The 26,002-nt window shown below is 72.2% G+C and carries 25 protein-coding genes; 3 read left to right on the top strand and 22 right to left on the bottom strand.

From position 1 onward, the window contains the following. Positions 1 to 277 precede the first annotated feature (277 nt). From QQX10_RS12465 to QQX10_RS12420, 10 genes are all read right to left on the bottom strand, one after another. Positions 278 to 1,117 carry an alpha/beta fold hydrolase gene (locus QQX10_RS12465; protein ID WP_301121229.1) on the bottom strand — a complete coding sequence of 280 codons (840 nt, stop codon included), beginning with the start codon at positions 1,115 to 1,117 and terminating at the stop codon, positions 278 to 280. Positions 1,118 to 1,301: 184 nt separating this feature from the next. Further along, a complete protein-coding gene (locus QQX10_RS12460; RefSeq protein WP_301121227.1) occupies positions 1,302 to 1,826 on the bottom strand; it encodes a M48 family metallopeptidase in 525 nt (174 codons plus the stop codon). Between the two features lie 43 nt (positions 1,827 to 1,869). Beyond that, positions 1,870 to 2,397, bottom strand: a complete 528-nt coding sequence (locus QQX10_RS12455) for a hypothetical protein (RefSeq protein WP_301144567.1) — start codon at positions 2,395 to 2,397, stop codon at positions 1,870 to 1,872. Further along, on the bottom strand, positions 2,397 to 3,494 hold the full coding sequence (locus QQX10_RS12450) for a branched-chain amino acid aminotransferase (RefSeq protein WP_301121223.1): 1,098 nt from the start codon (positions 3,492 to 3,494) through the stop codon (positions 2,397 to 2,399). Before QQX10_RS12450 ends, QQX10_RS12455 begins: the two co-directional genes overlap by 1 nt. Positions 3,495 to 3,539: 45 nt before the next feature. Further along, the gene (locus QQX10_RS12445) at positions 3,540 to 4,334 is read right to left on the bottom strand and encodes a hypothetical protein (RefSeq protein ID WP_301121220.1); all 795 of its coding nucleotides are present in this window, start codon (positions 4,332 to 4,334) and stop codon (positions 3,540 to 3,542) included. 9 nt (positions 4,335 to 4,343) lie between these two features. Next, entirely contained in the window at positions 4,344 to 5,774 is a 1,431-nt protein-coding gene (locus QQX10_RS12440; protein ID WP_301121218.1) for an MFS transporter, read from the bottom strand. Next, positions 5,771 to 6,208, bottom strand: coding sequence for a MarR family winged helix-turn-helix transcriptional regulator (locus QQX10_RS12435; RefSeq protein WP_301121216.1), 438 nt, complete (start codon positions 6,206 to 6,208; stop codon positions 5,771 to 5,773). The genes QQX10_RS12440 and QQX10_RS12435 overlap by 4 nt, the downstream gene beginning before the upstream one ends. A gap of 61 nt (positions 6,209 to 6,269) precedes the next feature. Then, positions 6,270 to 6,614, bottom strand: coding sequence for a hypothetical protein (locus QQX10_RS12430; RefSeq protein WP_301121214.1), 345 nt, complete (start codon positions 6,612 to 6,614; stop codon positions 6,270 to 6,272). A 57-nt stretch (positions 6,615 to 6,671) separates the two neighbouring features. Next, positions 6,672 to 7,271 (bottom strand): hypothetical protein, encoded by a 600-nt coding sequence (locus QQX10_RS12425; protein WP_301121212.1) that lies wholly within the window; start codon positions 7,269 to 7,271, stop codon positions 6,672 to 6,674. Positions 7,272 to 7,313: 42 nt separating this feature from the next. Then, entirely contained in the window at positions 7,314 to 7,961 is a 648-nt protein-coding gene (locus QQX10_RS12420; protein ID WP_301121211.1) for an NADPH-dependent F420 reductase, read from the bottom strand. An 83-nt stretch (positions 7,962 to 8,044) separates the two neighbouring features. On the opposite strand from QQX10_RS12420, the gene QQX10_RS12415 reads away from it, so the two are divergent. Beyond that, positions 8,045 to 8,920 carry an HNH endonuclease gene (locus tag QQX10_RS12415; RefSeq protein WP_301121210.1) on the top strand — a complete coding sequence of 292 codons (876 nt, stop codon included), beginning with the start codon at positions 8,045 to 8,047 and terminating at the stop codon, positions 8,918 to 8,920. On the opposite strand, the gene QQX10_RS12410 is transcribed toward QQX10_RS12415, so the two are convergent. After that, the gene (locus QQX10_RS12410) at positions 8,917 to 10,056 is read right to left on the bottom strand and encodes a transglutaminase domain-containing protein (protein WP_301121209.1); all 1,140 of its coding nucleotides are present in this window, start codon (positions 10,054 to 10,056) and stop codon (positions 8,917 to 8,919) included. The two genes, QQX10_RS12415 and QQX10_RS12410, sit on opposite strands and share 4 nt — an antisense overlap. A 131-nt stretch (positions 10,057 to 10,187) precedes the next feature. Between QQX10_RS12410 and QQX10_RS12405 the strand changes: the two genes are divergently transcribed. Next, positions 10,188 to 10,754: a dihydrofolate reductase family protein gene (locus QQX10_RS12405; protein WP_301121208.1), complete on the top strand. Its 567-nt coding sequence runs from the start codon at positions 10,188 to 10,190 to the stop codon at positions 10,752 to 10,754. Between the two features lie 7 nt (positions 10,755 to 10,761). Here QQX10_RS12405 and QQX10_RS12400 read toward each other — a convergent pair whose 3' ends face one another. From QQX10_RS12400 to QQX10_RS12350, 11 genes are all read right to left on the bottom strand, one after another. Beyond that, positions 10,762 to 11,475 (bottom strand): M50 family metallopeptidase, encoded by a 714-nt coding sequence (locus QQX10_RS12400; RefSeq protein ID WP_301121207.1) that lies wholly within the window; start codon positions 11,473 to 11,475, stop codon positions 10,762 to 10,764. 23 nt (positions 11,476 to 11,498) lie between these two features. Beyond that, a complete protein-coding gene (locus QQX10_RS12395) occupies positions 11,499 to 11,918 on the bottom strand; it encodes a hypothetical protein (RefSeq protein WP_301121206.1) in 420 nt (139 codons plus the stop codon). Between the two features lie 7 nt (positions 11,919 to 11,925). Beyond that, complete coding sequence (locus QQX10_RS12390; RefSeq protein ID WP_301121205.1) at positions 11,926 to 13,437, bottom strand: multicopper oxidase family protein; 1,512 nt, start codon at positions 13,435 to 13,437, stop codon at positions 11,926 to 11,928. Between the two features lie 63 nt (positions 13,438 to 13,500). Next, entirely contained in the window at positions 13,501 to 13,728 is a 228-nt protein-coding gene (locus QQX10_RS12385) for a hypothetical protein (RefSeq protein WP_301121204.1), read from the bottom strand. Between the two features lie 122 nt (positions 13,729 to 13,850). Next, positions 13,851 to 14,690 carry an ABC transporter permease gene (locus tag QQX10_RS12380; RefSeq protein ID WP_301121203.1) on the bottom strand — a complete coding sequence of 280 codons (840 nt, stop codon included), beginning with the start codon at positions 14,688 to 14,690 and terminating at the stop codon, positions 13,851 to 13,853. Continuing rightward, entirely contained in the window at positions 14,687 to 15,652 is a 966-nt protein-coding gene (locus QQX10_RS12375) for an ATP-binding cassette domain-containing protein (RefSeq protein WP_301121202.1), read from the bottom strand. The genes QQX10_RS12380 and QQX10_RS12375 overlap by 4 nt, the downstream gene beginning before the upstream one ends. A gap of 47 nt (positions 15,653 to 15,699) precedes the next feature. Then, positions 15,700 to 16,677: an alpha/beta fold hydrolase gene (locus QQX10_RS12370; protein WP_301121200.1), complete on the bottom strand. Its 978-nt coding sequence runs from the start codon at positions 16,675 to 16,677 to the stop codon at positions 15,700 to 15,702. A gap of 58 nt (positions 16,678 to 16,735) precedes the next feature. Further along, positions 16,736 to 18,550 (bottom strand): AMP-dependent synthetase/ligase, encoded by a 1,815-nt coding sequence (locus QQX10_RS12365; RefSeq protein WP_301121197.1) that lies wholly within the window; start codon positions 18,548 to 18,550, stop codon positions 16,736 to 16,738. A gap of 247 nt (positions 18,551 to 18,797) precedes the next feature. Beyond that, the gene (locus tag QQX10_RS12360) at positions 18,798 to 19,907 is read right to left on the bottom strand and encodes a branched-chain amino acid aminotransferase (RefSeq protein WP_301121195.1); all 1,110 of its coding nucleotides are present in this window, start codon (positions 19,905 to 19,907) and stop codon (positions 18,798 to 18,800) included. 81 nt (positions 19,908 to 19,988) lie between these two features. After that, positions 19,989 to 21,044, bottom strand: a complete 1,056-nt coding sequence (locus tag QQX10_RS12355) for a 3-isopropylmalate dehydrogenase (RefSeq protein ID WP_301121193.1) — start codon at positions 21,042 to 21,044, stop codon at positions 19,989 to 19,991. A 184-nt stretch (positions 21,045 to 21,228) separates the two neighbouring features. Beyond that, entirely contained in the window at positions 21,229 to 21,687 is a 459-nt protein-coding gene (locus QQX10_RS12350) for a hypothetical protein (RefSeq protein ID WP_301121191.1), read from the bottom strand. Positions 21,688 to 21,832: 145 nt separating this feature from the next. On the opposite strand from QQX10_RS12350, the gene QQX10_RS12345 reads away from it, so the two are divergent. Next, positions 21,833 to 25,990: an nSTAND1 domain-containing NTPase gene (locus QQX10_RS12345; RefSeq protein WP_301121189.1), complete on the top strand. Its 4,158-nt coding sequence runs from the start codon at positions 21,833 to 21,835 to the stop codon at positions 25,988 to 25,990. Positions 25,991 to 26,002 lie beyond the last annotated feature (12 nt).

Here is a 26,002-nt window from a genome sequence, read left to right as displayed (position 1 = left end):
CTCAGGACCTCGCTCGGGGCAACTCTCCTAAGTTACACACTCTCTCGCACCATGTCAACTCACCGTGTCGGTGTGTCTCGGTTCGAGGAGGACCTCCAGCATACGCTCGTCCGACCGCTTACGCAGTCTCGATCAGCTGTGATCTGGAGGTTCAGGGCCTCGTTCCTTTCGGACCTCGTCCCTGGCAACTCGGAATAAGTTACACAGGTGTTTCGGGCATGTCCAATCCGCTGGGCGTGTCGTGACACCCGGGCGTGTCGCCCCTGGTAGATCGGCTCTAGGCGTGGGTCTCGAGCCAGTTCAGCAGCGCCCCAGCGTCCAGGAGGACCGAGATGTGCCCGGAATCCTCGAGAAATCTCGCCTCGGCGCCCGGGATCGCGTCCGCCAGCCACCGCCCGTGAGCCGCCGGCACCACACGGTCGTCCTCCCCATGCGCGACCAGCACCGGCACGCTCCCGGCGTCCTCCACCGCGCACCCCCAGTCGGACACATAGGCGACGTCGTCGTCGATCATCCCGTCCGGTCCGAGGGAGAGCGCCGCCTCCACCACCGAACCGAACCAGCCCCACTCCCCCTCGAGCGCGGCGTGGTCACCGGGGGTGAAGCTCTCGGGATCCCACTCCTCGCTCTCGAGCTGTGCCGCGAGCGCGGCCGGTCCGAGAGCGGCGGCCTCCAGCTCGGAGCGTCCGCCGGGGGCCATGCCCCCGAACCAGTCCAGGCCGGGGGCGCCGAACGGCGCCAGACCCGCGATCGACACCGCCGCCCGCACACGCTCCGGCCCGAGCACAGCCGCGCAGGCGAGCGCGTGAGGCCCTCCACCCGAGTGCCCGACCACCGCGAACCGGGGCACCGCCAGCGCCGCCGCGGCGTCGGCGACGTCTTCGACCACGTCCGCCACGCATCGTCCCTCCCGCCGGTCCGATCCCCCGTACCCCGGGCGGTCCAGCGAGATCCACCGCCAGCCGCGCTCGGTCACGGGCGCCATCAGGGGACCGGGAGGCTGACCGATGTTCGGCGTGCCGTGGTGCCAGAACAGCACCAGCTCGGCGTCCTCTGGCCCGCCGTCGTACCAATGGACCCGGCGCCCGTCCGGACGGAGCAGATCTCCCTCACGCATGCGACGACACTATCCGCGCGACACCACGTCCCCACAGCCCCGCACGCGGAGCCGCTGCAGGAATCGGCCCAAGGGCTGTGAGTCTCCCGCAGGAGTCGGGGATCGCTCGGGAGGGGCGCTGGCTTCCCCGCAGCAGAAGACGGTGAGACGACGAGACGGTGGGGGCGGAGCGAGCAGACGCAGCTCAGCGGCCGTTGAGCTCCGCGCGCCGCGACTTCCAATCGGGCAGGTGCGCGTCCATGACCGCGTAGAAGCCGGGACCGTGATTGGACTCGATCAGGTGCGCGAGCTCGTGGACCACCACGTACTCGACCAGGTGCCGGTCCTTGCGCGCGAGCTCGAGGCTGAAGTTCAGCGAGCGCGCGTCCTTATTGCAGCTGCCCCACCGCGAGCGCATGATCCGGACACGCCAGGTCGGCTCGGGCACGCCCATGCGCGGCACCCATGCCGCGACCAGCTCCGCGAGCACGGGCCGGAGCTCTCGCCGCAGCGCGTCCGCCTCGGGACCGGGGGCGAGCGGGGCGGGCGCGGCGAGCGCCTTCGACCGCTGCAGCTCGATCCACTCCGCCTTCGACTCCACCCAGGCGTCGATGACCCGGCGCGGCGTCCGCAGCGGCGCGGACACCCGCACCTCGCCGGTCCCCGCGCGGACCGTCATCCGGATGTTCTTCATCCGGCGTCGTGTGAGGGTGTAGTCGTTCGCGGGCACCGCCTCACTGTACGGCCGCGCGCCGACACCGGGCGGTGCCCCGTCAGGCCGGGCAGTAGTCGAAGAAGTCCGTCGTGTAGCCCGCCGCGGCGAGCCGTTCGATGAGGGTCTCGGCGTCCTCCACGTAATCCGGCGCGGCGTACCAGGTCGCGTCGTCGCCGACCACCTGATAGTCGGCGGACAGGTACCCCTGCTCGCAGGCATCGCGACGCAGCTCGGTGTCGGCGGCCCAGTCGTCGGGCACGCCGAACGGCACGTTCGACCCGCCGATCGCGCAGTTGAGCACCCCGTCGAGGTCGCCGCATTCGAAGCCCGCGGTCGCGAGCGCATCCTCGAGGTTCGCGGCGGTCACGGGTACCGGACCGGCGGGGTCCGGGGAGGACGATGCGGTGGGCGACGGCGTGGGCATCTGCGCGGCCGAGGGCGTCGCCGACGGTGTCGCGACAGAGGGGCTCGCGGACGCGGCGGGCGTCGACGCGCTCGGCGACGTCGACGCATCGTCGCCGCCCGTGCACCCGGCGAGCACCCACGCGAGAGCGAGCGCGACGCCCACGGCGCGCATCGTCCGCATCAGACCACCCGGTGGAGCCAGCCGTGCGTGTCCTCGGCGCGGCCGTACTGGATGTCGGTCAGCGCGCCGACCATCTCAGCTCCCACCGGGCCCGGCGAACCGTCGCCCACGGTCACGTCGAAGTCGTCGGAGACCAGGCGACCGATGGCCGTCACCACGGCGGCGGTGCCGCAGGCGAACAGCTCGACGATCTCCCCCGCCTCGATCCCCTCGAGGATCTCGGCGAGCTCGATGTCGCGCTCCTCGACGGTGCGCCCGGAGTCCTTCAGCAGCGTGAGGATCGAGTCGCGGGTGACGCCCGGGAGGATGGTGCCGCTCAGGGACGGCGTGAGCACCGTGCCGTCGGCGCGCACCGCCATGAGGTTCATGCCGCCGAGCTCCTCGACGTAGCGGTCCTCCTTGGCGTCGAGGAACAGCACCTGCTGGCAGCCGTGGGCCTTGGCCTCGAGCTGCGGGAGCATGCTCGCCGCGTAGTTGCCGGCGGTCTTGGCCTCGCCGGTGCCGCCCGCGTTGGCGCGGTGGTAGCCCTTCGACACCCAGATCGAGGCGCCCTGGTCGCCGGTCGCGATGTAGGCGCCCACGGGCGACGCGGTGACCAGGTAGTCGACCTCGTCGGACGGCTGGACCAGGAGGCTGGGCTCGGTCGCGATGAGCAGCGGCCGCAGGTAGAGGCTCGCGCCGGGCGTGCCGGGGACCCACTGCTGGTCGATGGTCACGAGCTCCTCGAGGGAGGCCAGGAAGTCCTCGGCCGGGAGCTCGGGCAGGGCGAGCCGGCGCGCGGACGCGGCCAGGCGGGCGGCGTTGCGCTCGGGACGGAACAGGTGGATGGAGTCGTCCTCGTGCCGGTACGCCTTGAGGCCCTCGAAGGCCTGCTGCGCATAGTGGAGGACGGCGGCGCCGGGGTGCATCGGGAGGGGGGCGAGGGGGACGATGCGACGCTGGGTCCAGCCCTCACCGTCGCGCCAGGTCGCGCGCGCCATGTGGTCGGTGAAGACCTTGCCGAAGACCGGGTCCTCCATCGCGAGCCACCGCTCCTCGTCGGACGCGGGGCGCCGGTTCGGGATCACGGTGAACGGTGCGGGCGTGGTGGTCTCCATGGGGCCGAGCCTAGACCCGGCGCGCGTCGGGCCGTGGTGTCACGGCTAGCGCGCCGCGCTGCCCTTCCCGAGCGCCGCGGTGAGCTCCTGCCAGCGCGGCAGGAAGTCGTGGACGATGTCCGCGTGCAGCTTGCGGTCGATGTCGCGGGCCACGCGCCACCGGGCGACGGGCCCGCCCTCGAGGGTCGCGGTCGCGGTGCGGGCGGCGGCGTCGAGGCGCAGCCCGCGCACCACCCACCAGTGATCCACGAAGGCGTCGGCGACGTTGAAGAGACGCTCCTGCAGGTGGCGGTACTGGACGATGCGGGCGCGGAGGTCGGCGTCACCCTCGAGGATCGCGTTGACGGGCTCGGAATCGATCTCGGGTACCTCGTCGCCCGCCGGCTGCGGGTCGCGCTGGATCGCCTGGCGCGCGAGCTTGAGCATGAACCGCGTCTCGGCCTCCGTACGGTCCTTGCTGAAGGCCGCGACCAGGGCGGCGTCGAGCATGCGGCCCCTCACGGTCATCTCCTCGAGCAGCCGGTCCAGGCCGTCGAGCATCGCGATCGCGGGGAGCTCGGACTTCGCGCGTCGCGAGCCGAGCTGCAGGGTCGCGACCTGGTCGCGCACCGGGCGGACGAACGCCTCCGGCGGGACCAGCGAGGACGGGTCACGCGGGATGCCCGCGACCAGGAGGTCATGCGCGGCCGCGAGCGCGAGCGGGCCCTCGGCCTCGAAGCGGCGCTGGCGCGCGCGGAGCTCGGCGGTGCGGCGGCCGATGTCGATGGTGCCGCCGATGGTGATGCCGGCGACGATCGCGACGATCACGCCCGGGAGCAGGAGCGACCAGTTCGAGGACATGGTCCGAGACTAGTGGGAGCCCGCCGGGGCGCCCTGGGCCGAACGGCTCTCCCGGCGCGTCCGCCGCGCGTCGCGTACGCGGTGCACGTCCGACCGCAGACCCGGGTCGGCGACCACCAGCACCAGCACCACGGCGGACACCGCCGCGATCACGATCCCGACCGTGTGCAGGCTCGCATCGGTCGGAGTGTCACCCACGGCGCCGGCGATCACCACCGAAGCGGCGATCGCCCCCATCTGGAGAGCGGTGCGCGACAGTCCCGCCGCGGTGCCGATCTGCCCCGCGGGGGCCTGCCGGTACAGCACCGCCTGGTTCGTCACCGACACCAGGCCCTGCGGGATGCCGAACAGCGCGATCGCCGCGAGCACCCAGGCGAGAGGCGTGCCGGTATGGATCGCCGTCACGAGGACGCCGCCGACGAGCGGCACGCCTGCGGCGATGATCAGGGTGCGCCGCGGGCGCGGCTGCCTGGCGACGATGAGGTTCGCGGCGAAGGCGACCACCGCGGCCGGGATCATCATCAGTCCCGTCACGTCGGCATCGAGACCGCGGGCGCTCTGGAACCACGGCGTCATGGAGTAGGTCACCAGGTAGATGCCCACGTAGCTGAGGAAGAATCGCAGGTAGGTACGCGACAGCGCGCGGTTGCGGGCGAGCATGCGGACGTCGATGAAGGGGCGCTCGGTGCGGCGCTCGTGCCAGATCAGGGCCGGGCCGGCCAGAGCGGGCGCGGCGAGCAGCCACCACTGGTGCTGGTCGATGTCGAGCAGGAACACCAGCGTCGGGGTGAGCGTGAGCGTGAAGAGCACCATGCCGGGCAGGTCGATCGCCCGGGCGACGGAGGTGCCCGGGGCGACCCGCGCATCGTCCCGTGGCAGCCACCGGAGCGTCATGACCGCGACGGCGATCGCGACGGGCACGTTGACCAGGAAGATCGACTGCCACCCGAACCAGTGCACCAGGAGCCCGCCGAGCACCGGCCCGATCGAGATGGAGGTGAGGGCGGCCATCGACAGGCCGGACAGCAGGATCGGCGGGGGCTCGCGGCGCAGGCGCGCGGACTGGGCGGAGATCTGCGCCATCGAGGAGGGGTACGCGGCCGAGGTCCCCAGGCCGATCAGCAGGCGTGCGACCAGGACGCCGGTGAAGGTGGGCCAGAGCGCGGGGACGATGCCGCCGATCGCCGTCGCGGTCAGGCCCGCGAGGTAGACGCGCCGGGGCCCGTAGATGTCGGCGAGGCGACCGCACGCGGGCTGGCCGACCGAGCTGACCAGGTACAGGCCGGCGACCAGCCACATCACCTGGGCGACGGTCACCCCGGTCGCCTCGGCGATGGGCACCAGCGCCACCGCGATCATGGTGGTGTTGAGCGGGTTCATCGCCGGCCCCGTCAGCACGGGGAGCGCGAACCGGGCGCCGAAGCCCTGGGTGGGCGTCACCTCTCCGCGACCAGGGTCTCGAGCAGCGGGAGCGCGGCGGCGAGGGCGTCACGGTCCGCGTCGGCCAGGCGCTCGGCGAGCAGGGACGCGAACGCGGCGTCACGCTCGCGGGACACGGCGGCGAGGGACTCCTCCCCCGCGTCGCTGAGCGCGAGGAGCTCGCGGCGGCCGTCGTCGGGGTCGGGAGTGCGGTCGACCAGGCCCGCCTCACCGAGCGCGCGCACCACCTGTCCCATGGACTGCGGGCGGACGTGCTCGATCTCGGCGAGCTCGGCGGTGGTGAGCGGGCCACGCTTGCGGATCATGCGCATCGCGGACTCCTGCGACGGCGTGAGGTGCGCCTCCGGGGTGGCGTTGCGAGCCAGGCGGTTGAGCCGGGCGGCGACGATGCGCAGGCGAGGGGCGAGCGCGGCGGGGTCCTCGGGGCGGGTCACGCCACCAGGTTACGACTTTGGAAGGTTGCCTTGCAAGTTAACCTTCTTTGTTTGCGCGCTCCTACGCCAGCGCGCGGGTGACCCCGAACTCCTCGAGCGTGACGCGCACCCCGGAGGCCACCAGGATCAGGTGCGCCAGGGCGCCGATCCACAAGCCGGTCGCCATGTAGGCGAAGCTCCCGACGGCGCCGAGCATCGCGCAGACGCTGACGCACATGGCGAGACCCTCGCGCTCGATCACCCAGCGGACGCGGTACCGCATCCACACGGAGCCGACCACGATCGCCGCGAGCGAGGCGAGACGGATCGGGAGGCCGACGCCGGCGAGGGTCTCGAGCCACCATGCCAGCGCGGCCAGACCGGAGATCTGAGACAGGACGCGGAGCAGACGACCGTGCATGTTCACGGTGCCAGCATCACAGCGTCATCGCGCCGTCGGTAGCCCCTACTTCTGGGGGCGCGGTCAGGACGCGTCGGTGAAGAGGAGCGCGTTGCGCAGGTGGTGCCAGGCCTGCCGCGCGGTCGCATCATCGCCGTAGATGGACGGCGTCCCGGGGCTCGCCACCCACCAGCGATCGCCCTGCTGGAGGTACATGGCCGTCGGCGGATCACCGACGAACCACGCGCCGGTCGCGCCGGCGACGTCGGTCGGGATCCAGTCGTCCCCCGGCTCGCGCGCCGTCACGACGTCGAGGTCGAAGTAGTAGCCCTGCTCGACGGCCTGGTCCGTCTCGCCCACGAAGCGGACCCGGAGACCGCCCGCGATGGTCGCGTCGTTGAGCGCCACCTCCGCATCGTCCGTCACCGTCAGACCGAGGGAGGCGGCGGCGTCCCTGGCCACCGCCTCGTCCCCGCGAGGCTGGAACAGGACCCAGATCGCGAGCGCGCCGGCCACGAGCACCAGCACCATGGACAGGAGCAGGATCCCGCGGCGCGGGCGCTCGGTCGGCGGCTGCGCGCTGTCGCCGCCCGCCGTCATCCCGGGGATCAGCGGGTCCGAGGTGGGCGTCGCTCCGTGATGTGCGAACGGCGGCAGCTTGGGCATCCCGCTGGTGAAGTTCATCGTCGCCCCCCGTGACGGTCTTCCCGCGAGCGTATCCCCTGCTCAGACCTGCTGGACGCGCTCCACGCCGGGAAGGATCTCCTCGTACTCGGCGGCCGTGGTGGGGACCCCGTAGGTCGGGGTGTCGCGCTCGACGCGCCACGACTCCGCGAGCGGCCCCATGTCGTGGGCGTCGTAGCCGATCGTGTCGAGGAAGGAGGCGACCAGGTGCGTCGCCTCGGGGTGGTTGCTCGCGATCGGGATGGCACGGCGCACCGGGGAGCCGGCGGGCGCGGTGTCCGCCGGGATCTGCCGCGCGTAGATGCTGTTGAAGGCCTTGACCACGTGCGACGCGGGCAGCAGGTCCTGCAGCAGCTCGGAGGTGGTCTTCCGGTTGGCGTCGAGCGCGGCGATGCGGCCGTCGCGCTGCGGGTAGTAGTTGTTGGCGTCCATCACCACCTTGCCGCGCAGCTGCTCGAGCGGGAGCTGGTCGATCTTGCCCAGGGGGACCGCGACCAGGACCAGATCGCCCTTCAGCGCGGCGTCGCGGGCATGTACCGCGGTGGCGCGCGGGCCGAGCTCGGCGACCAGATCGCCCAGGGTGTCGGGGCCGCGGCTGTTGCTGATGAGGACGTCGTAGCCCGCCGCGACGGCGGCGCGAGCCACGTTGGAGCCGATGTGTCCGGAGCCGATGATGCCGAGGGTGGTCATGATCGCGGAACCTCCTTCACCTCGAGGGTATTCCGGTTCGGTGCGCTGTTGCCCCTCGTGGCACGAGCTGCCAAGCTGCGGGCATGGAATCGGTGACCAGTGCGTCGCTCCGAGCGCGAGTGCTCGAAACGGCCGCTGCACGATTCCCATCAGGAAGCGTCGTCGAGCGTGCAGACCTTCTCGACTTTGTCGTCGACGGAGCGCGCCTTCCCCTCATCGACTATTCGCGCGGGATTCGGAATCCCCAGCAACTAGACGCGACTCTGAGTGTGGTGTCTTCTGAGACCGGCCCCTACTCGGATCGCACCATCGCCGATGGGATCTGGCGCTACGACTTCCGCACAGGTGGTCCGGGCGGCGACAACGCGAAGCTGATCGCAGCGTACGAGCTCAAGGTACCGATGATGCTGTTCCGGAAGCTGCGGCCGAACGTCTACCAGGCCCTCTACCCCGTCTTTGTGACGAGTGTCGATCGGAACGCGGGATACGTCACGATCGCCATCGAAGACCTCCGAGACGTGGGAGATCACACACCGTCAGCGATCGAGAAGCGGTACGCCTCGATCATTGCGAAGCGGCGGATCCACCAGCCCGCGTTTCGGGCGATGGTGCTTCGCGCCTACGAGACTCGGTGCACAGTGTGCAGATTCGGCCATGCCGAACTGCTCGACGCCGCTCATATCACGGCGGATTCCGAGTCGCATGGAGACGCCGAGGTCACCAACGGCATGTCGATGTGCAAGATTCACCATGCCGCCTACGACCAGAACTTCCTTGGGATCTCCCCGGACTTGGTGATTCACGTCAACCGTGAACTCCTTGCGGAACGCGACGGACCGATGCTCAGGCACGGGCTTCAGGAGATGCACGGCCAGTCAATAACCGTGCCGAAAGCAAAGAACGAGCAACCCCACCGTGACCGACTCGCAGCCCGGTTTGAGGCGTTCTCAGCGCGCTAGCCCCCGAACCCCGCGATCGACCCGTCGACCGCCCAGTCGGAGTCGGCGTCCCGCGTGATGAGCGCCGGGTCGCCCGGCTCGACCATCAGGTAGTCGTCGGGCACGGGTGCGAGGTCTCCCCCGTCGTCCCACGTCGCGTCGACCACGAGCCAGTGCCCGTCGATCAGCACGCGGTTCCACGCGTGCCCGCCGGAGGTCGGGCCCGACCAGGCCTGGCCGGTGACCGTGACCGCCTCGAGCCCGGCCGCATCGGCGATCGCCTTGAAGGCCTGCGCGTAGCCGTTGCAGACCGCGGAGCCGGCGACCAGGATCCCGTAGGCCTCCTGCGACTGCGCCACCTGGAGGTTCCGCTCCCCCGCGTTGATGAGATCGGCGGCCTCGTAGTCGTAGGTCGCTGCCTGGGCGACGTAGTCGTGGATCGCGGTGACCTGGTCGGCAGGGCCGAGGGCGCCCAGGTCGAGCACCGTGAGCGCCTCGTCCACCGCGGCCGCGGTGGCGTCCTGGCGCGCGCGGGTCTCCTCGGCGTCGTACACGTACTCGGGCTCGAGGCTCACGGCGCGCCCGTTGAGCGTCAGCGTCTGCCAGCCCTGCACGAACACGTAGGGGTTCTGGGTCAGCGCCTCGAGCATCGCGTCCTCCACGGCGGCGACACCCTCGGCGCCCGCTGTCCAGGAGGAGATGTCGATGCTCTCCTCGCGCGCGATCATCGCGGCCTCGAGATACCGCACGAGCTCCGTCGACCCGGTCACGGGGTGCTCGACCACGGCGGGGACCGGCCTCGCCGCCGGCACCGCTCCCGCGGAATCGGCGGCGGCGACCACCGAGAGTGCGTCGTCCGGAAGGAAGCCGTACGCGTGCAGGGCGCGCGAGAACGGGGTGTCGAACACGAGCACCAGTGCGGCGATCACGACGATCGCCGTGACGGTACCGGCCACACGGCCCAGGCTGAACGATGCGCGTTCCTGCTCCGTGACCTGCAACCGCCAGGCGGAGCGCTGAGCCGCGCGGTACGGCGCCGCGGGCGCCCGCCATGCGGGAGGCGGCCCCTCGATCAGGGTGACCGCGTCGCGCGTCCGGGTGGTCCAGCGCTGGCCGTCCCACCACCGTTCGAGACCCACCTGGGACGGATCGGACATCCATCCCGGCGGTGGCAACGGCACGACTATCACTCCTGGTCGATCATGGACTTGGTCGGAGCATTACAGCGTCTCCAGCCCCCGGGAGGCAAGTCCTGTGTGGCCAACTCCACGCGGCCTATCCTGGCCGTATGGGCCGCCTCATCGTCGAACAGATCCTCACCGCCGACGGCTTCGCATGCGGGCCGGACGGCGAGCTGGACTTCATGCGCATGCCGGGCCCGTTCGACCCGACGGACCCCGGCCAGCTCGACATGCTCGAGCACACCGAGGCCATCCTCCTGGGCCGCACCACCTACGAGCTGTTCGCCGCGTACTGGCCCGACAAGACCACCGACGACGAGCCCATGGCCGACCACCTCAACCGGCTTCCGAAGCACGTGGTCACCAACACGCTCGCCGCGGCCCCGTGGGGCTCGTACTCCTCCGCGATCGTCGAGCACGGTGAGCCGCGCGACACCGCGCGCCGCCTCAAGCTCCACTACGCGGGCGACATCGTCGTCTGGGGCAGCCTCCAGCTCGCCGGCGCGCTGCTCCAGGCGGAGCTGGTCGAGCGGGTCCGCCTGCGCATCGTCCCGATCCTCATCGGCCAAGGTCGGACGGCCACGCCCGGTCTGCGCCACCCGCGCGGCCTCGACCTGGTCGAGGCCGAGGTGCTCCCCGCCGGCCACGTGACCCTCACCTACGACGTGCGCTGAGACCGCGCTACGACGCCAGCAGCCACCAGCCGCCGAGGCCGGCGCACCCGGCGGTCAGCAGCCAGAACACCGCGACCCATGCGCCGCCGGGAACCGTGGTGAGCCGCGCCAGCGCGTCGGCGTCCGACCCTCGCCCGCGACCGCCGCGGCGGGAGGAGCCGAGCTCGACCACCGCACGGACGGCGCCGATCATCAGCAGCCACGCGAGCCCGCAGGCGAGTCCCACCCGCCACGGATCGGGCAGGAGCCAGGCGGCCGCGCCCAGCCCGGCGATCGCCACGACCATCACCAGCAGCCCGTACCAGTTGCGGATCCTGACCAGCATGAGGAGCAGCACCGCCTCGAGCACCCACAGCACCGCCACCGCGTGACCGGCGGCGATCGCCCACGCGGCGGCGAGCCCGAGCACGCCGGGCGCCGGATAGCCGGCGAGCGCGACCAGGGTCAGCGGGAAGCGCTTGGCCTCGCCGTAGGACGTGGTCAGGCCCGAGGTGTCCGAGTGCAGCCGGATGCCGGAGACGCGTCTCCCCGTGAGCCCCGCGACCAGGGCGTGACCGCCCTCGTGCGCGATGGTGACCGCGTGGCGGACGATCCCCCAGAGCGGGGCGACCACGATGCATGCGACCACGACCGCGAGCGCGATCAGCACCGTGGACTGGGCGACGTCGACGGGCGTGGTAACGTCCGCCCACAGGCGGTCCCAGATCTCGGCGAGGCTCACGGACACCAGAGCCTAGGGCCCCGTCAGTCGCAGTAGTCGCACCGGCCCGAGGCAGGCAGCGCCGTGAAGCAGCCGGCGCACGCGACGGGCTCGGCCTGGACGGCCTTCGCGGGCGACGATGCGGCGGCCCGGGAGGCCTTGGTGGTCGCCGGGGCGGGAGCCTCCTCGGCCAGGGGCTGCGGGAGCTCGACGAACGAGCTCACGCCGCCGCGCGGGTGCAGCGCGATGAAGCCGGGGAAGATGTACGCGATCGGCTCGCCGCCGCCGGCCGCCTCGAGCCCGATGTGGGCCCGGGACTCGGGGATGAAGACGTGCGTGTAGTCGAGTCCGCGCGCCACGTCGCGGATGACGGGGAGGGCCTCGTAGGGCGGCTGGAAGTCGCCCAGCGCGTTCTCGAGGCTGCTGAAGTAGGTCCGGGGTTCGATTTCAGCGGAGATGCTCACGAGCCCATCATCCTTCCACGTCCGCGGAGTCCTCCGGGACCTCCGCACCGGTCTGTACGGCAGGTGCGACATCGATCACACCCATCATCCCGAGGTCCTCATGGTCGAGGACGTGGCAGTGGTACACGGTGGTCCCGGGCACCCGGTCGAAGCCGATCCGCACCACCACGTCCTCGCCCGCCGGGACATCGACCACGTCGCGCAGGTCGATCCCGTCCGCCTCCATGAGCTGCATGGGCCACACATGCAGGTGGAACGGGTGATCCATCATGGTGCGGTTGCGCAGCGTCCACTCCTCGACGGTGCCCACGTCGGCCTGCTGGTCGATCCGCGTGGCGTCGAACTCCTCCCCGTCGATGAGGAAGCGCATCCCGCCTCCCCCCATCGCCATGGTGAAGCTCAGGGTGCGGCGGGCGTCGACGTCCGCCTCGCGCAGGTCCCGGGGCCGGAACGATGCGGGCGGCACGGGAACCGGCGTGTCGGCCCTCGCGTCGGGCACCAGCGTGAGCAGCAGGGCGTCGTCGGGCTCGACGCCGGCGCTCATCATCCCCATGCCCATCGAGCCGATGCCGTGGGCGCGGGCGGTCAGCGTGACCGGCGCGTCGACCATGTCGATCTCGAGGTCGGCACGGTTGCCTGGCGCGAGCAGCAGCCGCGACCCGTCCCGCGGCGAGTCGAAGGTGCCGCCGTCGATGCCGCGCACCCGCACCGTGGCGCCTCCGGGATCGAGGTCGAGGTACCGGCTGGCGCACGCGTTGATCAGCAGCAGGCGCTCGGTCGCGCCCGGCGCCGTCGCCAGGTCGGGCGCGAGCAAGCCGTTGACCAGCACCGCCTCGCCCAGCCGGCCCTGACGCCGCTCGGCTGCCGAGACCGTGGCGACGCCCCCGTCCACGAGCGTCACGTCGGAGACCACCGCGACCCGCGGGGCGCGCTGCGACCAGTCGTCGCGGTCGATCACGATCGCGCCGTAGAGCCCCCCGAAGACCTGGTCCGCGACCGTGCCGTGGTGATGAGGGTGGTACCAGAACACCCCGTGCGGGTGATCCGGGTCGATCACGATCACATAGTCGAAGGACTGCCTCGGCTCGATGCTGATGAAGGGGTTGTCGCCGTCCGCGAGCGGCGACACCTGCAGGCCGTGGGTGTGGAGGTTCGTCGGCTCGTCGAGCGCGTTGGTGAGGCGGACCCGCAGCGTGTCCCCGGGGCTGAGGTGCAGCGTCGGGCCCGGGACGGAGCCGTTGTACGCGAGCATGATCGCGGTCCCGCCCGCGACCTCGACCTGGGTGGGCGCCGCGGTCAGGTCCAGCTCGAGGAAGCCGTCCTCGCTGGCGAGCACCGGGGGCTCGGCCCACGCGGCGCCCCCGCCGGTCGCGTCGGCGGCGGAGGGCGAGGTCGAGGCGACGGGCTCCGAGAACGGCGGCGCGCCGGCGATCTTGAGCCCCGCGAGCCCCGCGCCGACGGTCCCGACGCCCACCAGACCGAGCGTCAGCGCGGTACGTCGCGACGGCCTCTCGGCCATGGCTCTCACGCTCCCTCGGCTGGACTGATCAGTCCATGGTGCCTCGTGAAACTGAGAGTGCGCTCAGACGGCGACCGAGCCGTGGATCGGCTCGACGGAGACGCGGCGCCCGCAGCATGGGCAGTAGCCCTGCCAGCTGAGCTCGACGCGGATGCCGTCCTTGAAGCGCCGGTCCACCACCTCGCGGATGGCGGAGAGGCGCACCTCCTCGATGTCGTGATGGTGCTTCGCGACGCACGTGAACTCGAACGGAGCGGTGACCAGCTCACCGACCTCGACCATGGGCATCATGCTGGGCCTCCTTCCGCATCGTCGCGGCGAAGAGTGGGGGGGTGATTCCGACGTTAGGCATCGCGAATCGATTCGCACAAGGAGGAACCCGGTGCCTTATTGTCTCGGCTGCGATGTGAGCCTTAACGGGGGTCGCGGTACCGCCACATGGTGAGCGATCCGAACACCGCGACCAGCCCGGCGGACCACGCGAGCGCGATCCCGAGCTCCCCGCCGACAGGCGCGCCGTCCATGAGCGCGCGCACCGCGGTCACCAGATCCGAGACGGGGTTGACGCTCACCCAGGCCTGCAGCCAGCCCGGCATGGTGGCGGGATCGACGAAGATGTTGGATCCGAACAGCAGCGGCATCAGCGTGAAGCCGGCCACGCCCATGATCGCCTGCGGCGTGCGCAGGATCAGCGACAGGAACGTCCAGATCCATCCGAGCGAGAACGCGAAGACCAGCAGCAGCGCGATGCCGGCGAGCACGCCGATCACGCCGCCCGCGGGACGCCAGCCGATCGCCAGGCAGACGGCCGCGGTGATGAGCGACGCCACCAGGAAGCGCACGCCGTCGCCCAGCAGCATCCCGACCAGCGGGCTCGGTCGCCAGATGGGAAGGGACCTGAAGCGGTCGAAGACCCCCCGGTCGATATCGGTGCGCAGGTTCGAGCCCGTGTACATGGTGATGAAGAGCACGGACTGCACCAGGACGCCCGGCGCGATGTAGGCGATGTACTCGCCGGTGGATCCGGCGATCGCCCCGCCGAACAGGTACGTGAACAGCAGCGTCATCATCACCGGGAACACGGTGACGTCGAACAGCTGCTCGGGGACGTGCTTGATCTTCAGCAGCGCCCGCCAGCCGAACGTGATCGACGTGCTGAGCGCGTTCGCGCGCGGCGGCCGGCTCGCCGACGCGAGCGCATCCGCGATGGTCGGGGCGGAGGATGCGACGCTCGCCTTGGTCTCCGCGCTCATGCCGCCTCCTCCGCGTCCGCGTCGTCGGCGGCATGGCCGGTGAGGGCCAGGAACACCTCGTCGAGGGTCGGCTGGCCGAGCGCGAACTGGGCGAGCTCGAGCCGCTCCTCCTCGAGGGCCGTCAGTGCGCGGGTCACGCGGCCGCGGTCCTCGATGGCGGCGACGAGCAGCTGCGGGTCGTGCGCCTCCTCCACCGGGACGCCCAGCTCGCGCACCAGCACGTCGCGGGCGCGCGCTCGATCGGCGCGGTGCATGACGCGCACGTGGAGCGTCCCCGAGCCGACCGACGCCTTGAGCTCCGACGACGTCCCCTCGGCGATGATGCGGCCGCGGTCGATCACGCTGATGCGGTCCGCGAGGTGGTCCGCCTCGTCGAGGTACTGCGTGGTGAGCAGCACGGTGGTGCCATGGGCGACCAGCGCGCGCACGATGTCCCACACCTCGTTGCGTGCCCGCGGGTCCAGGCCCGTGGTCGGCTCGTCGAGGAACAGCAGCTCAGGCGTCACCACCAGGGAGGCCGCGATGTCGATCCGGCGACGCATGCCGCCGCTGAACTTCTTCACCTGCTTGCCCGCCGCATCGTCCAACCCGAAGGCCGCGAGCAGCTGGTCGGCACGCTCCCCCGCAGCCGTGCCGCGGTAGCCGTGCAGCCGCGCGAGCAGGCGCAGGTTCTCGTGGCCGGTGAGGTCCTCGTCGACCGAGGCGAACTGGCCCGTGAGGCTCACATGGCTGCGCACGTGGTCCGCCTCACGCACCACGTCGTACCCGAGCACGCGCGCGCTGCCCTCGTCGGGAAGGATCAGCGTCGAGAGCATCCTGATCGCCGTGGTCTTGCCCGCCCCGTTGGGACCGAGGAAGCCGTGGACGCCGCCGCGCGGGACGCTCAGATCGATCGAGTCGACGGCACGCTGCCTGCCGTAGATCTTGGTCAGTCCGGCGGTCTCGATGACCAGGTCCGACATGGCGCCTCCCCCGGCGCATCCCCGGGGCGGGAGCGCACCCCGTCAGGCTAGATCCGCCCTCCGACATCCGCCATGCGGACCGGGGCATCGGCCCACCACCGCGCGATCATGGCCCCGACGCCCGCCGCGTCGTCGAGCCAGGGCAGGTGGCCGACCCCAGGCAGCGTGACCACCGTCGAGCCGCGCGCGTGCGCCGCCCACCCGCGGACCCGCTCCGGGGACGCGTACGGGTCGCGATCGCCGACCAGCCACAGCGAGGGCGCCTGGATCGCCTCGAGCCCCGCCTGCGCGATCATCCAGTCGGAGCGGAGCCCCCGCCACGTGGCGACCCGACGCAGCAGGCGCAGCTCGTGCGCGAACGTGTCCGTGTGCCGCGCGAGAGCGAGCCGCCACTCCATGTCGGGGCCGGTGACACCGCCCTCGGCGATGAGCCGCTCATGACCCACCGCACGCAGCGACGCCCGCACCTCCCGCTCCGTGGTCCAGTGACGCGGGATCGCGTTGGCGATCGGCGCCGTCGCGGCGGCCTTCATCTGGGCGGGCAGACGCATGCCTCGCACCGCGGGCACACCGGCGAGGACGATGCTGCGGGCCAGGTCCGGCCGCACCGACGCCAGGTGCAGCACCGCCATCCCGCCCGCCGAGCTGCCGACCAGGTCCACGGGTGCCTCGTCGATGGACTCGATCACGGCCGCGAGGTACGCCTCGAGTGCCGCGAGCAGGCCGTCGCGGGTGAGGTCGCGGTAGTCGATCGGGTCGCTCAGCCCGCAGCCGGGGCGGTCGACGACGATCGCTCGGACCCCCGGCAGCGCCGCGACCAGCGGCACCAGGTTCGCGCCCGCGGACGGGGTGCCGTGGACGAAGACCACCGGACGCCCCTCGCCGCGCTCCACGACCCGGACCCGGATCCCGAGCGAGGGCACCTGGACCCACCGCTCGACGGGGTCCGGGATGCCGTGATGCGCCCAGAGCGCCGCCTCGGCGGAGCGGTAGCGCGCATCGTCGCGAACGGGACGGGGCCTCACGCCTTCAGGCTAGGACGGAGCCGGGGCCGCCGCATCGTGCAGGCGCGGCCGACCCGCCTCAGGCCGGCGAGCCGGGCGGGTTCTTGTCCTTCTTCGCGTAGATCGACTCGATCACATCCGCGAAGTGCTCCATGACCACGGCGCGGCGGATCTTGAGGGACGCGGTGATCTCCTCGCGCGCCTCCGTGAACTCCCGGGGCAGGATCCGGTACTCGCGGATCGCCTCGGCGCGGGAGACGTGCTCGTTCGCGGCGGCGATCGCGCGGCCGATGAGCTCGCGGACGCGCTCGTTCATCGAGGCCTCCTCGAGCGTCATGTCCGGCAGATCGTGCGCCTTGAGCCAGGTCGGCAGGAGCACCGGGTCGAGCGTCACCACGGCGGAGACGAAGTGCCGTCCGTCGCCGATCACCACGGAGTCCTGGATCGCGGGGTGCGAGCGGATCGAGTCCTCCAGGACCGCGGGCTGGATGTTCTTGCCCGACGACAGGACCAGGATCTCCTTCTTGCGACCCGTGATGGTGAGGTTGCCGTCGTGGATCTCGCCCAGGTCGCCCGTGGCGAACCAGCCGTCCCGCATGACCTCGGCGGTCGCCTCGGGGGCGTTCCAGTAGCCCGTGAACAGGTTGACGCCGCGGGCGAGGACCTCCCCGTCCTCGGCGAGCGTGATCTCGCAGCCGGCGATCGGGTGGCCCACGGTCCCCATGACCTGGTCGGTGCTCGGGGTGCCCATGTGCGCTGCGGTGGTCTCGGTCAGGCCGTAGCCCTGCATGACCGTGACACCCAGGCCGCGGAAGAAGTGGCCCACCTGCGGGGTGAGCTTCGCGCCGCCCGCGAGGACGTAGCCGAGCTGGCCGCCCATGAGGTGGCGGATCTTCTTCAGCACCAGCGCGTCCGCGACGGCGAACTGCGCGCGGAGGACGATGCCGTGGCCGCCGGTCTCCTGCGCCATCGACACCTTGCGCGCCACCCACGCGGACCAGCGGAAGATCTTCTTCTTGATCCCCGACTGCGCGGCGTCCGCGCGGTTGTAGATGGTCTCGAGCACGCGCGGCACCAGCGGCATCCACGTCGGGCGGAAGCCCGCGAGGTCGGCGGCGAGGGTCTTGTGGTTCGGGGTGTAGCCGATCACGGCGCCGGAGCTCAGCGCGAGCACCATCGCGAGCCGCGCGAACACGTGCGCCAGCGGCAGGAAGAGCAGCACCCGGGTCTCGCCCTGGACGAACGCGCCGAAGTGCGGGTCGAGCTCGATGTTCGCGCAGTGCACCACGAGGTTGCCGTGGGTGAGCATCGCTCCCTTGGGGCGTCCGGTGGTGCCCGAGGTGTAGATGATGCTCGCGAGGTCGTCCAGCACCACGTCGGCGGTGCGGGCGTCGAGGTCGGCGTCGGTGACGGCACCCCCGGCCTCCGCGACCTGGTCGAGCCCGGCGGCGGTGAGCGCGAGCGCCGTCGGCTCCGAGTCGAGGCCGGCGATCATCTCCCGCTGCTCCGCGGTCTCGGCGGCGACGAAGGCGAGGCCCGCATCGTCCACGATCCACGCGCACTGCTTCGCCGAGGAGGACGGGTAGATCGGCACCGAGACGCCGCCCGCGGTGAGGACGGCGAAGTCCATGACGGACCACTCGAGGCTGGTGTCGCCCATGATGCCGACGCGGTCGCCGGGGCCGACGCCCTGCGCGACCAGGCCCTTGGCGACGTCGCGGACGCGCGCGTGGAACTCGGCGAGGGAGACGGGGGTCCACTCCCCGGCGTCGTCCTTCACCTCGGCGAAGGGCGCGGCGGGGGTGGCGGTGGCGCGCTCACGCAGCAGCGCGGCCAGGTTGAGGTGCTCGTCGACGGTGGCGAGGCTCGGGGAGGACATGTGCATCGGGGCCATGGATCGATCTTAACCTACGGTTCCGTAGGTTAGGCCGCTGGAGGTCCCGGACACGCGGGTGCGCGCCCCGCCGCGGACAGCCCGGACAGCCCGCTCCCCGGACAGCGCTCCCCGGACAGCCCGCACGGATCTCGTTCCGACACACCGACGGGCCGCGCGCATCGTCCCGCGACACGCCGTGCACCCGGGACCGACTCCGTGCGCACTGTCCAGGCGGGAGCGGGGCGCGGGAGCCGGGCGCGGCGAGCTAGCGGACCCGCTCCATCCAGCCGTACGTGTCCTCCACACGCCCGTACTGGACGCCCATGAGGCGGTCCCGGACGGCGAGCGTCACGGGGCCGGGCTGCCCGTCCCCCACCGTCACCTCGAAGTCGGACGACGCCATCCGGCCCACCGGGGTGACGATCGCGGCCGTGCCGCACGCGAACACCTCGGTGATCTCGCCCTCGGCGATGCCGTCCTGAAGCTCCGCGAGCGTGATGTCACGCTCGACCACCTTCAGCTCGTTGTCCTCGAGCAGCTGGATGATGCTCGAGCGGGTGATGCCCTCGAGGATGTTGCCGTTGATCACGGGGGTCAGCACCGTGCCGTCACGGCGTACGGCGAACACGTTCATGCCGCCGAGCTCCTCCAGCACCGAGCCGGTCGCGGCGTCCAGATAGAGCACCTGGTCGAAGCCGCGCTCGTAGGCCTTGACCTGCGGCAGCAGCGATGCCGCGTAGTTGCCGCCGCACTTGGCCGCTCCCGTGCCGCCCGGGCCGGCGCGGTGGAAGTCGCGCTCGACCCAGATGCTCACCGGCTTCACGCCGCCGGCGAAGTAGGGGCCGGAGGGCGAGGCGATCAGCAGGTAGTCGACCTTCTTCGGGGGGCGCAGACCCAGGAACACGTCCGTGCCGATGAGGAAGGGACGAAGGTAGAGCGAGGTGCCGTCGGCCTCCGGGACCCACGCGTGGTCGAGCGCGAGCAGCGAGCGGATCGACTCCATGAAGTCCAGCACGCTCAGCTCGGGCAGCGCCATGCGGGCCGCCGAGCGCTGCAGGCGCAGGGCGTTCGCCTCGGGGCGGAACAGGTGGATCGAGCCGTCGGCCCAGCGGTACGCCTTGAGGCCCTCGAAGACCTCCTGCGCGTAGTGCAGCACGGAGGCGGCGGGGTCCATGGGGATGGGGCCGTAGGGCTCGACGCGGCGGTCGTGCCAGCCCTGCTCCGCGTCCCAGGTCACGCGCGCCATGTGATCGGTGAACTGGAGGCCGAAGGCGAGGTCGCGCAGCTTCTCGGCGCGCTCCTCGTCCGTCGCGGGGCTCGGGTGGCGGACGACGCGGAAGGCCTCCGAGGTGGACGAGTCGAGAGTGTCGGTCACTTCTTTGCCTTCCTGGTGTCGTGGGGAGAGAGTAGCGCCGGGACGATGCGGCGGTCACCGCATCGTCCCGGCGGGATACCGCTAGCCGCGGATGCGGGCGGCGAGCGCGTCGCCGATCTCGGCGGTGGTGCGCTGCGAGCCCGCGGCGCCGGCGGCGACCTTGGCGGCCGCGTCGGCGGCGACGGCGTCCTCGACCTTCGCGGCAAGCTCCGGGTGGCCGAGGAAGTCGAGCATCATCGCGACGGAGAGCACGGTGGCGGACGGGTCCGCGATGCCCTTGCCGGCGATGTCGGGCGCCGAGCCGTGGACCGGCTCGAACATCGACGGGCCGGTCTTGTCGGGGTTGACGTTGCCCGACGCGGCGAGGCCGATGCCGCCGGAGATGGCGGCCGCCTCGTCCGTGAGGATGTCGCCGAAGAGGTTGTCGGTCACGATCACGTCGAACGACGCGGGCGCGGTGACCAGCTTGATGGTCGCCGCGTCCACGTGCAGGTAGTCCCAGGTGACGTCGGGGAACTCGGGCGCGACGGCCTCGACCGTGCGGCGCCACAGGTGGCCGGCGTGCACCAGCACGTTGTGCTTGTGCACCAGGGTCACGTGCTTGCGCTCGCGGCCGGCGGCCACCGAGAACGCGTAGCGGACCACGCGCTCGACGCCGTGACGGGTGTTGACGGAGACCTCGGTCGCGATCTCATGGGGCGTGTCGACACGCAGCGCGCCGCCGTTGCCGACGTACGGACCCTCGGTGCCCTCGCGGACCACGACGAAGTCGATGTCGCCGGGCTCGCTCAGCGGCGAGACCTCTCCCGGGTACAGGCGCGACGGACGCAGGTTGACGTACTGGTCGAGCTCGAAGCGGAGCTTGAGGAGCAGGCCGCGCTCGAGCACGCCCGAGGGGACCGTCGGGTCGCCGATCGCGCCGAGCAGGATCACGTCGTGGTCCTTGATCGCGGCGAGGTCGGCGTCCGTCAGGGTCTCCCCCGTCGCGTGCCAGCGCTTCGCGCCCAGGTCGAACTCGGTGGTCTCGAAGGCGAGGTCGGTGCCCTCGGTGGCGGCGGCGAGGCACTTGAGCCCCTCCGCGACCACCTCGGGACCGATCCCGTCACCGGCGACGACGGCGAGGCGGTACGTGGTCATCAAGGTCTCCCTGCGGTGCGAAACGAGGCCCGGAGCGCCACCCTGCCGGCCGCGTGGGCGCGGGGCGGCGACGCCGGTCGAACACCTCGTATCGTAGGGCCGCTGTCCACCTGGTGGCAACATTGTCTCAACATGCAAGACGATGCCGACACCCTTCGAGAAGGTGCCGACATCGCCCCGTGCGCTACTCGTCGACGCTCGAGTACGCGTACTCGGGCACCCCTCCGAGCGGCTCGTAGTGGTCGACCTGGTCGCCCAGGCTCTCGCGGACGTAGTCCGGCATGCCGCCCATCGGCTCGACGGCGTCCCCCACCGTGTCCCGACCGCAGGACGCGTCAGGCACGCATGGCATCGCCTCGTACTCCTCGGCGACCGGCGCCGGGACGGCGTAGGCCGGCAGGCCTCCCGTCATGGGCTCGCGCACGAGCCCGGTGTCGCTGAGCCTCTGCGTCGAGCCCCACGACCCCCCGGAGTACACGTAGCCGACGTTCTGACCCGCACCCGCCTGGTTCTCCGCCGTGTTCGGGTCGGCGCATGCCGCCAACGACAGCGTGGCTGCCGCGGCCAGGCCCGCGAGGGCCCCCATCCCCTTCACGAGGACGGCTGCACCGCCATGGCTCCTCACCTTCATCCGAGTCCTCATGATCCTGCCCTCCTTCCGTGGGCACCTTCAGGACACACCTCGCGCGTATGGCACCGGTATGCGCCCGGGAGCGGTCGGTATCCGCCCGGTATGCATGCGGCGGCGACCGTTTGACCGGGCCCGCCATCGGATCCAGACTCGAAGAGTGAGGGTGTCCGTCCTGGGCGGCACGGGCGCCTCGGCGGAACCGGGGGTCAGCCCGCGGGAGCACGCCGTCCTCGAGGCGCTGCTGGTGGCCCGACCGGTCGCCGCCAGCCCCGAGCGCATCGCCGAGGCCGTGTGGGGGGATGCGCCGCCCGCGACCTGGCCCAAGCAGCTCCAGGCCGCGATCGGACGCCTGCGCAAGGCGCTCGGACCCGACGCGATCGCCACCACGCCCGCCGGGTACCGGATCGTCCCGAGCGCCGACGGCGGCACCGTCGTCGCCGACGCCGACGAGTTCGAGGCGGCGGTCGCGCGAGCACGCGAGTATGCGGCCGACGGTGAGCACCACCGCGCCGTGGCCACGCTGGAACGGGCGCTGGGTCTGTGGCGCGCCGCCCCGTACGAGGACATCGCGGACTGGCCGGCGGCGCGCGACGAGGCGTCGCGGCTGGCGGAGCTGCGCGAGGCCGCCACGGACGACCTTCTCGAGGCGCGCCTCGCGGCCGGGGATCACCGTGCGGTGGCCGAGGGCGCGACCGCGCTCGTCGCGGCCGAGCCGTACCGCGAGCGCCGATGGCGCTGCCTCGCGCTCGCGCAGTACCGGTGCGAACGCCAGGCGGACGCGCTCGAGACGACTCGTCGTGCGCAACGCCTGCTCGCCGACGAGCTCGGCGTCGATCCCGGGGCGCCGCTGGTCGCGCTGGAGGAGGCGATCCTCCGCCACGATGAGGCGCTGCTCGCTCCGCCCGAGGCGCGTGCTCCGAGCCCCGACTGCCCCTACCGGGGCCTGCGACCGTACGAGCCGCAGGATGCACACCTGTTCCATGGACGCGACCAGGACGTCGCGGCCGTGCTCGCGGTCCTCGACCGCACCGGCTTCGTCACCGTGACGGGTCCGTCCGGGGTCGGGAAGTCGTCGCTGCTCCGCGCCGGCGTGATCCCTGCGCTTCGCCGGCGGGGGCTCGATCCGATCCTGCTGGGCCCCGGCGCCTCTCCGAGCGACGTCGCGGCAGGCTCACGGCGCCGCCCGATGGTTCTCGACGACATCGGCCGCGAGTTCGCAGACCGCCCTCGCGCCGCGGCTCTCGCGGAGGCGCTGGCGGACGCGCACGCCGGGGGCGTGCGCGTGATCCTCGCCGTCCAGTCGCTCCAGCTCGACGGGTGCGTGGCGCAGCCGGCGATCGGCGCGCTCGTGGGCGGCGGGCTGCACTTCATGGCGCCCCCGACACCGGACATGATCCGCGCGGCGGTCGAGCGGCCCGCGCTGCGGAGCGGACTGTCGATCGAGCACGGCCTGGTCGACGTGATCCTGCACGACGCCGCGCGGGTGGACACCGCCCTTCCGCTGCTCTCCTACTCGCTGGCCGCGACCTGGGAGCGGCGCGACGGGGGCACGCTCACCATCGAGGCGTACGAGGCGACGGGCGGGCTGCTCGGAGCGATCGCGCGCGCGGCGGAGCGCCTGTACCTCAACCTGGGCGAGGCGGAGAGGGACGCGTGCCGAGCGCTCATGCACCGCCTGGTCGAGGTGTCCACCGACGGCGGCGTGCTGCTCCATCCGGTCGTCCCGGCGGTCGCGCAGGCGACGGCCGCGCGCGCCGCCGCGCTGGCACGGCTGGTGGGCGCCCGCCTGGTGGTCGCGCGCGAGGACGGCTATGTGCTCGCCCACGAGGCGCTCACGCGCGAATGGCCGCGGCTGGGGGCCTGGTTGGAGCAGGACGCGGAGACCAGCCGGATCGTCGCCCACCTGACGGAGGCGGCCACGGAGTGGGACCGCGGCGACCGGAACGACGACGATCTGTACCGCGGCGCCCGCCTTGCCGCGGCCCTCACCTGGCGCGATGGATCGGACGCGGCGCTGACGCGGGTGGAACGGGAGTTCCTCGCCCGTTCCGCGGCCGTCGCGGCCGCGGTCGCCGACCGGGAGCGACGGATCCGGCGACGCTCGCGGGGGCTCCGGGCATGGGTCGCGGCATCCAGCCTCGCCCTCGTCGCGCTCAGCCTCGCCACCGCCGGGCTGCGCGGCATCGCGGAGGAGCGTCGCCAGGACGCCGCGGTCGCCACCATCAGCGCACGCGTGCGCGACATGGCGACCTGGGCGCGTCCCGTCGCGGCGCTGCTGGCCGTCGAGATCTGGTCGCGGGACCCGGACGACCCGCGCGCTCGAGCTGCGCTCTTCGACTCGGCCGCCGCGCACCCGGACCTGCTCGACGCGACGGTCCTCGACGGCGGTGGCGGCCTCGGATTCGCGGACCTCGGCGGCCAGGGCCAGGTCCTGGTCACCGGGACCGGGGTCACGTTGAACGAGCCGGGTTCGAACGCGGCGGCGTGGACGGTTGCCGCGCTCGACACGTGGGCGGCCGACGGACGGCGCGATGTCGCCGCAGCGGCGGACGGCTCGCGGATCGCGGTGCTCGCGGAGGCCGCGGAGTGCCCCGGCATTGCTCCGTGCGGGGTCCTGAGCAGCGTCGACACGGCCACCGGTCGGCTGCTCGCCTCGGCGATCGTCACCGGCGCGATCCCCACCGAGCGCAGCCATCCGCTCCAGACCCAGGTGGACGCCGCCGGCAGCACCGTGGCGACCGTCGACAGCGGCGACGGCGCGGTGGAGATCCGTGACCTCGCCACCCTGGAGCCGGTCGGATCCATCGGCGTCTCGGGCGCCCGGACCGACGAGGTGGCGCTCACGCTCGCCCCGGACGGGCGCCTGGTGATCGTGCAGCCGGGAAACGTCAGGCTGGTGGACATGGAGACCGCGACCGAGGTGTGGTCCTCGCGGCTCATGGGCTCCACGTCCGGCCTGTCCGCCACCGTCACCCGCGACGGCGTGCTCATCACCGCCGGCGCGGGCGCGATGCAGGCGGTCGATCTCGCCTCGGGCACCACGACGTGGCTGTCTCCGCTCGACCCTCAGGCCTCGGGCCCGTGCGCCTGGATGGCGACCGACGAGGCCGCCTCGCTGCTGTACTGCGCGGACGTCGACGGCGCGGTGAGCGAGCGGGATCTGGCGACCGGGGAGCTCACCGGCCGCGTCCTGCGCACGCAGCCGGAGCACGCCGGGGCGCTCGCGTGCGGCGACGGCGAGCTCGCGGCCTTCGGCTCGACCGCGCCCGTGGTCACCCGGTGGACCACCACCGGCGACGGCCCGGTGCGCCGGTCGATCGCGCAGGGTCAGATCCTGCTGGACGGCTACTCGCCCAGCGGCACCCGCCTGCTCACCAGCACCCGGCGCCCCGACGACGTCGGGTGGGACCTCTACACCGAGTTCAGCACCTGGGACGTCGGCACAGGTGCGCAGGTGCGGCGGTACGACGGCGTCACGGGCTACGCGTGGGTCAACGACGAGTCGGTCGTGGCGTTCTCGTTCGAGACTCGCGAGTCCGGCCTGTTCTCGCTCGCCGACGGCGCGCTCGGGCGGACCTTCTTCCTGGCACCCTCGACCGAGCTCACCCTGTCACGCGATCGGACCATGATCTACGTGGTCGACGGGAGCGACCGCCCCTGGGGCATCGACGTCGCGACCGGGGCGCCGGAGACGCTCACGGCCGACGTCGAGGGCAAGGCCACCCTGGTCGCGTCGTCGCCGGACGGACGCCTCGTCGCGATCTCGAGCGTCGCCGACGACGGCACCTCCGGCGTGCAGGTGTTCGAGACCGCGACCGGCGCGCCCGTCTCGACCTTCACCCCCGAGCTGTGGAAGGCGGCCATCAACGACGACGGGGTGGTCGCGGCCGGCGCTCCGGGCGGCGTCTCGACGCTCTCCGCGGAGCTCGAGCCGCGCCGCCGCTTCGACATGCCCGGCCAGGACATCACGGTCATCCGGTTCAGCGCCGACGGCGACCTGTTCGTCGTCGGCGACGACGGCGACGGTTCCATGGTGTTCGACACGGCGACCACCACCCGGATCGCGGGGCCGCTCGCCTCGGACTCGCCGTACCCCTGGCCCGTCGCGCTCCGGTCCGACGGGCTGGAGCTCGCGGTCACCACCGGCGAGGGCATCGACGTCTGGTCGCTCGACCCGGAGATCCTGCGCCGGGCGGCATGCGCGTCGGCGGGTCGCGACCTCACGGCCCAGGAGTGGGAGACCCACCTCGCCGCGTTCGGCCCGTGGCGATCGACGTGCGGCTTCGGTCGCACGCCGCCCACCGCATCGTCCTGACGCACGACGAGG

It is taken from the genome of Demequina lignilytica (assembly GCF_030418305.1).
Lineage (GTDB): Bacteria > Actinomycetota > Actinomycetes > Actinomycetales > Demequinaceae > Demequina > Demequina lignilytica.
The sequence above is the reverse complement of the archived record's forward strand: the minus strand, read 5'-3'. Positions and strand labels throughout refer to the sequence as shown.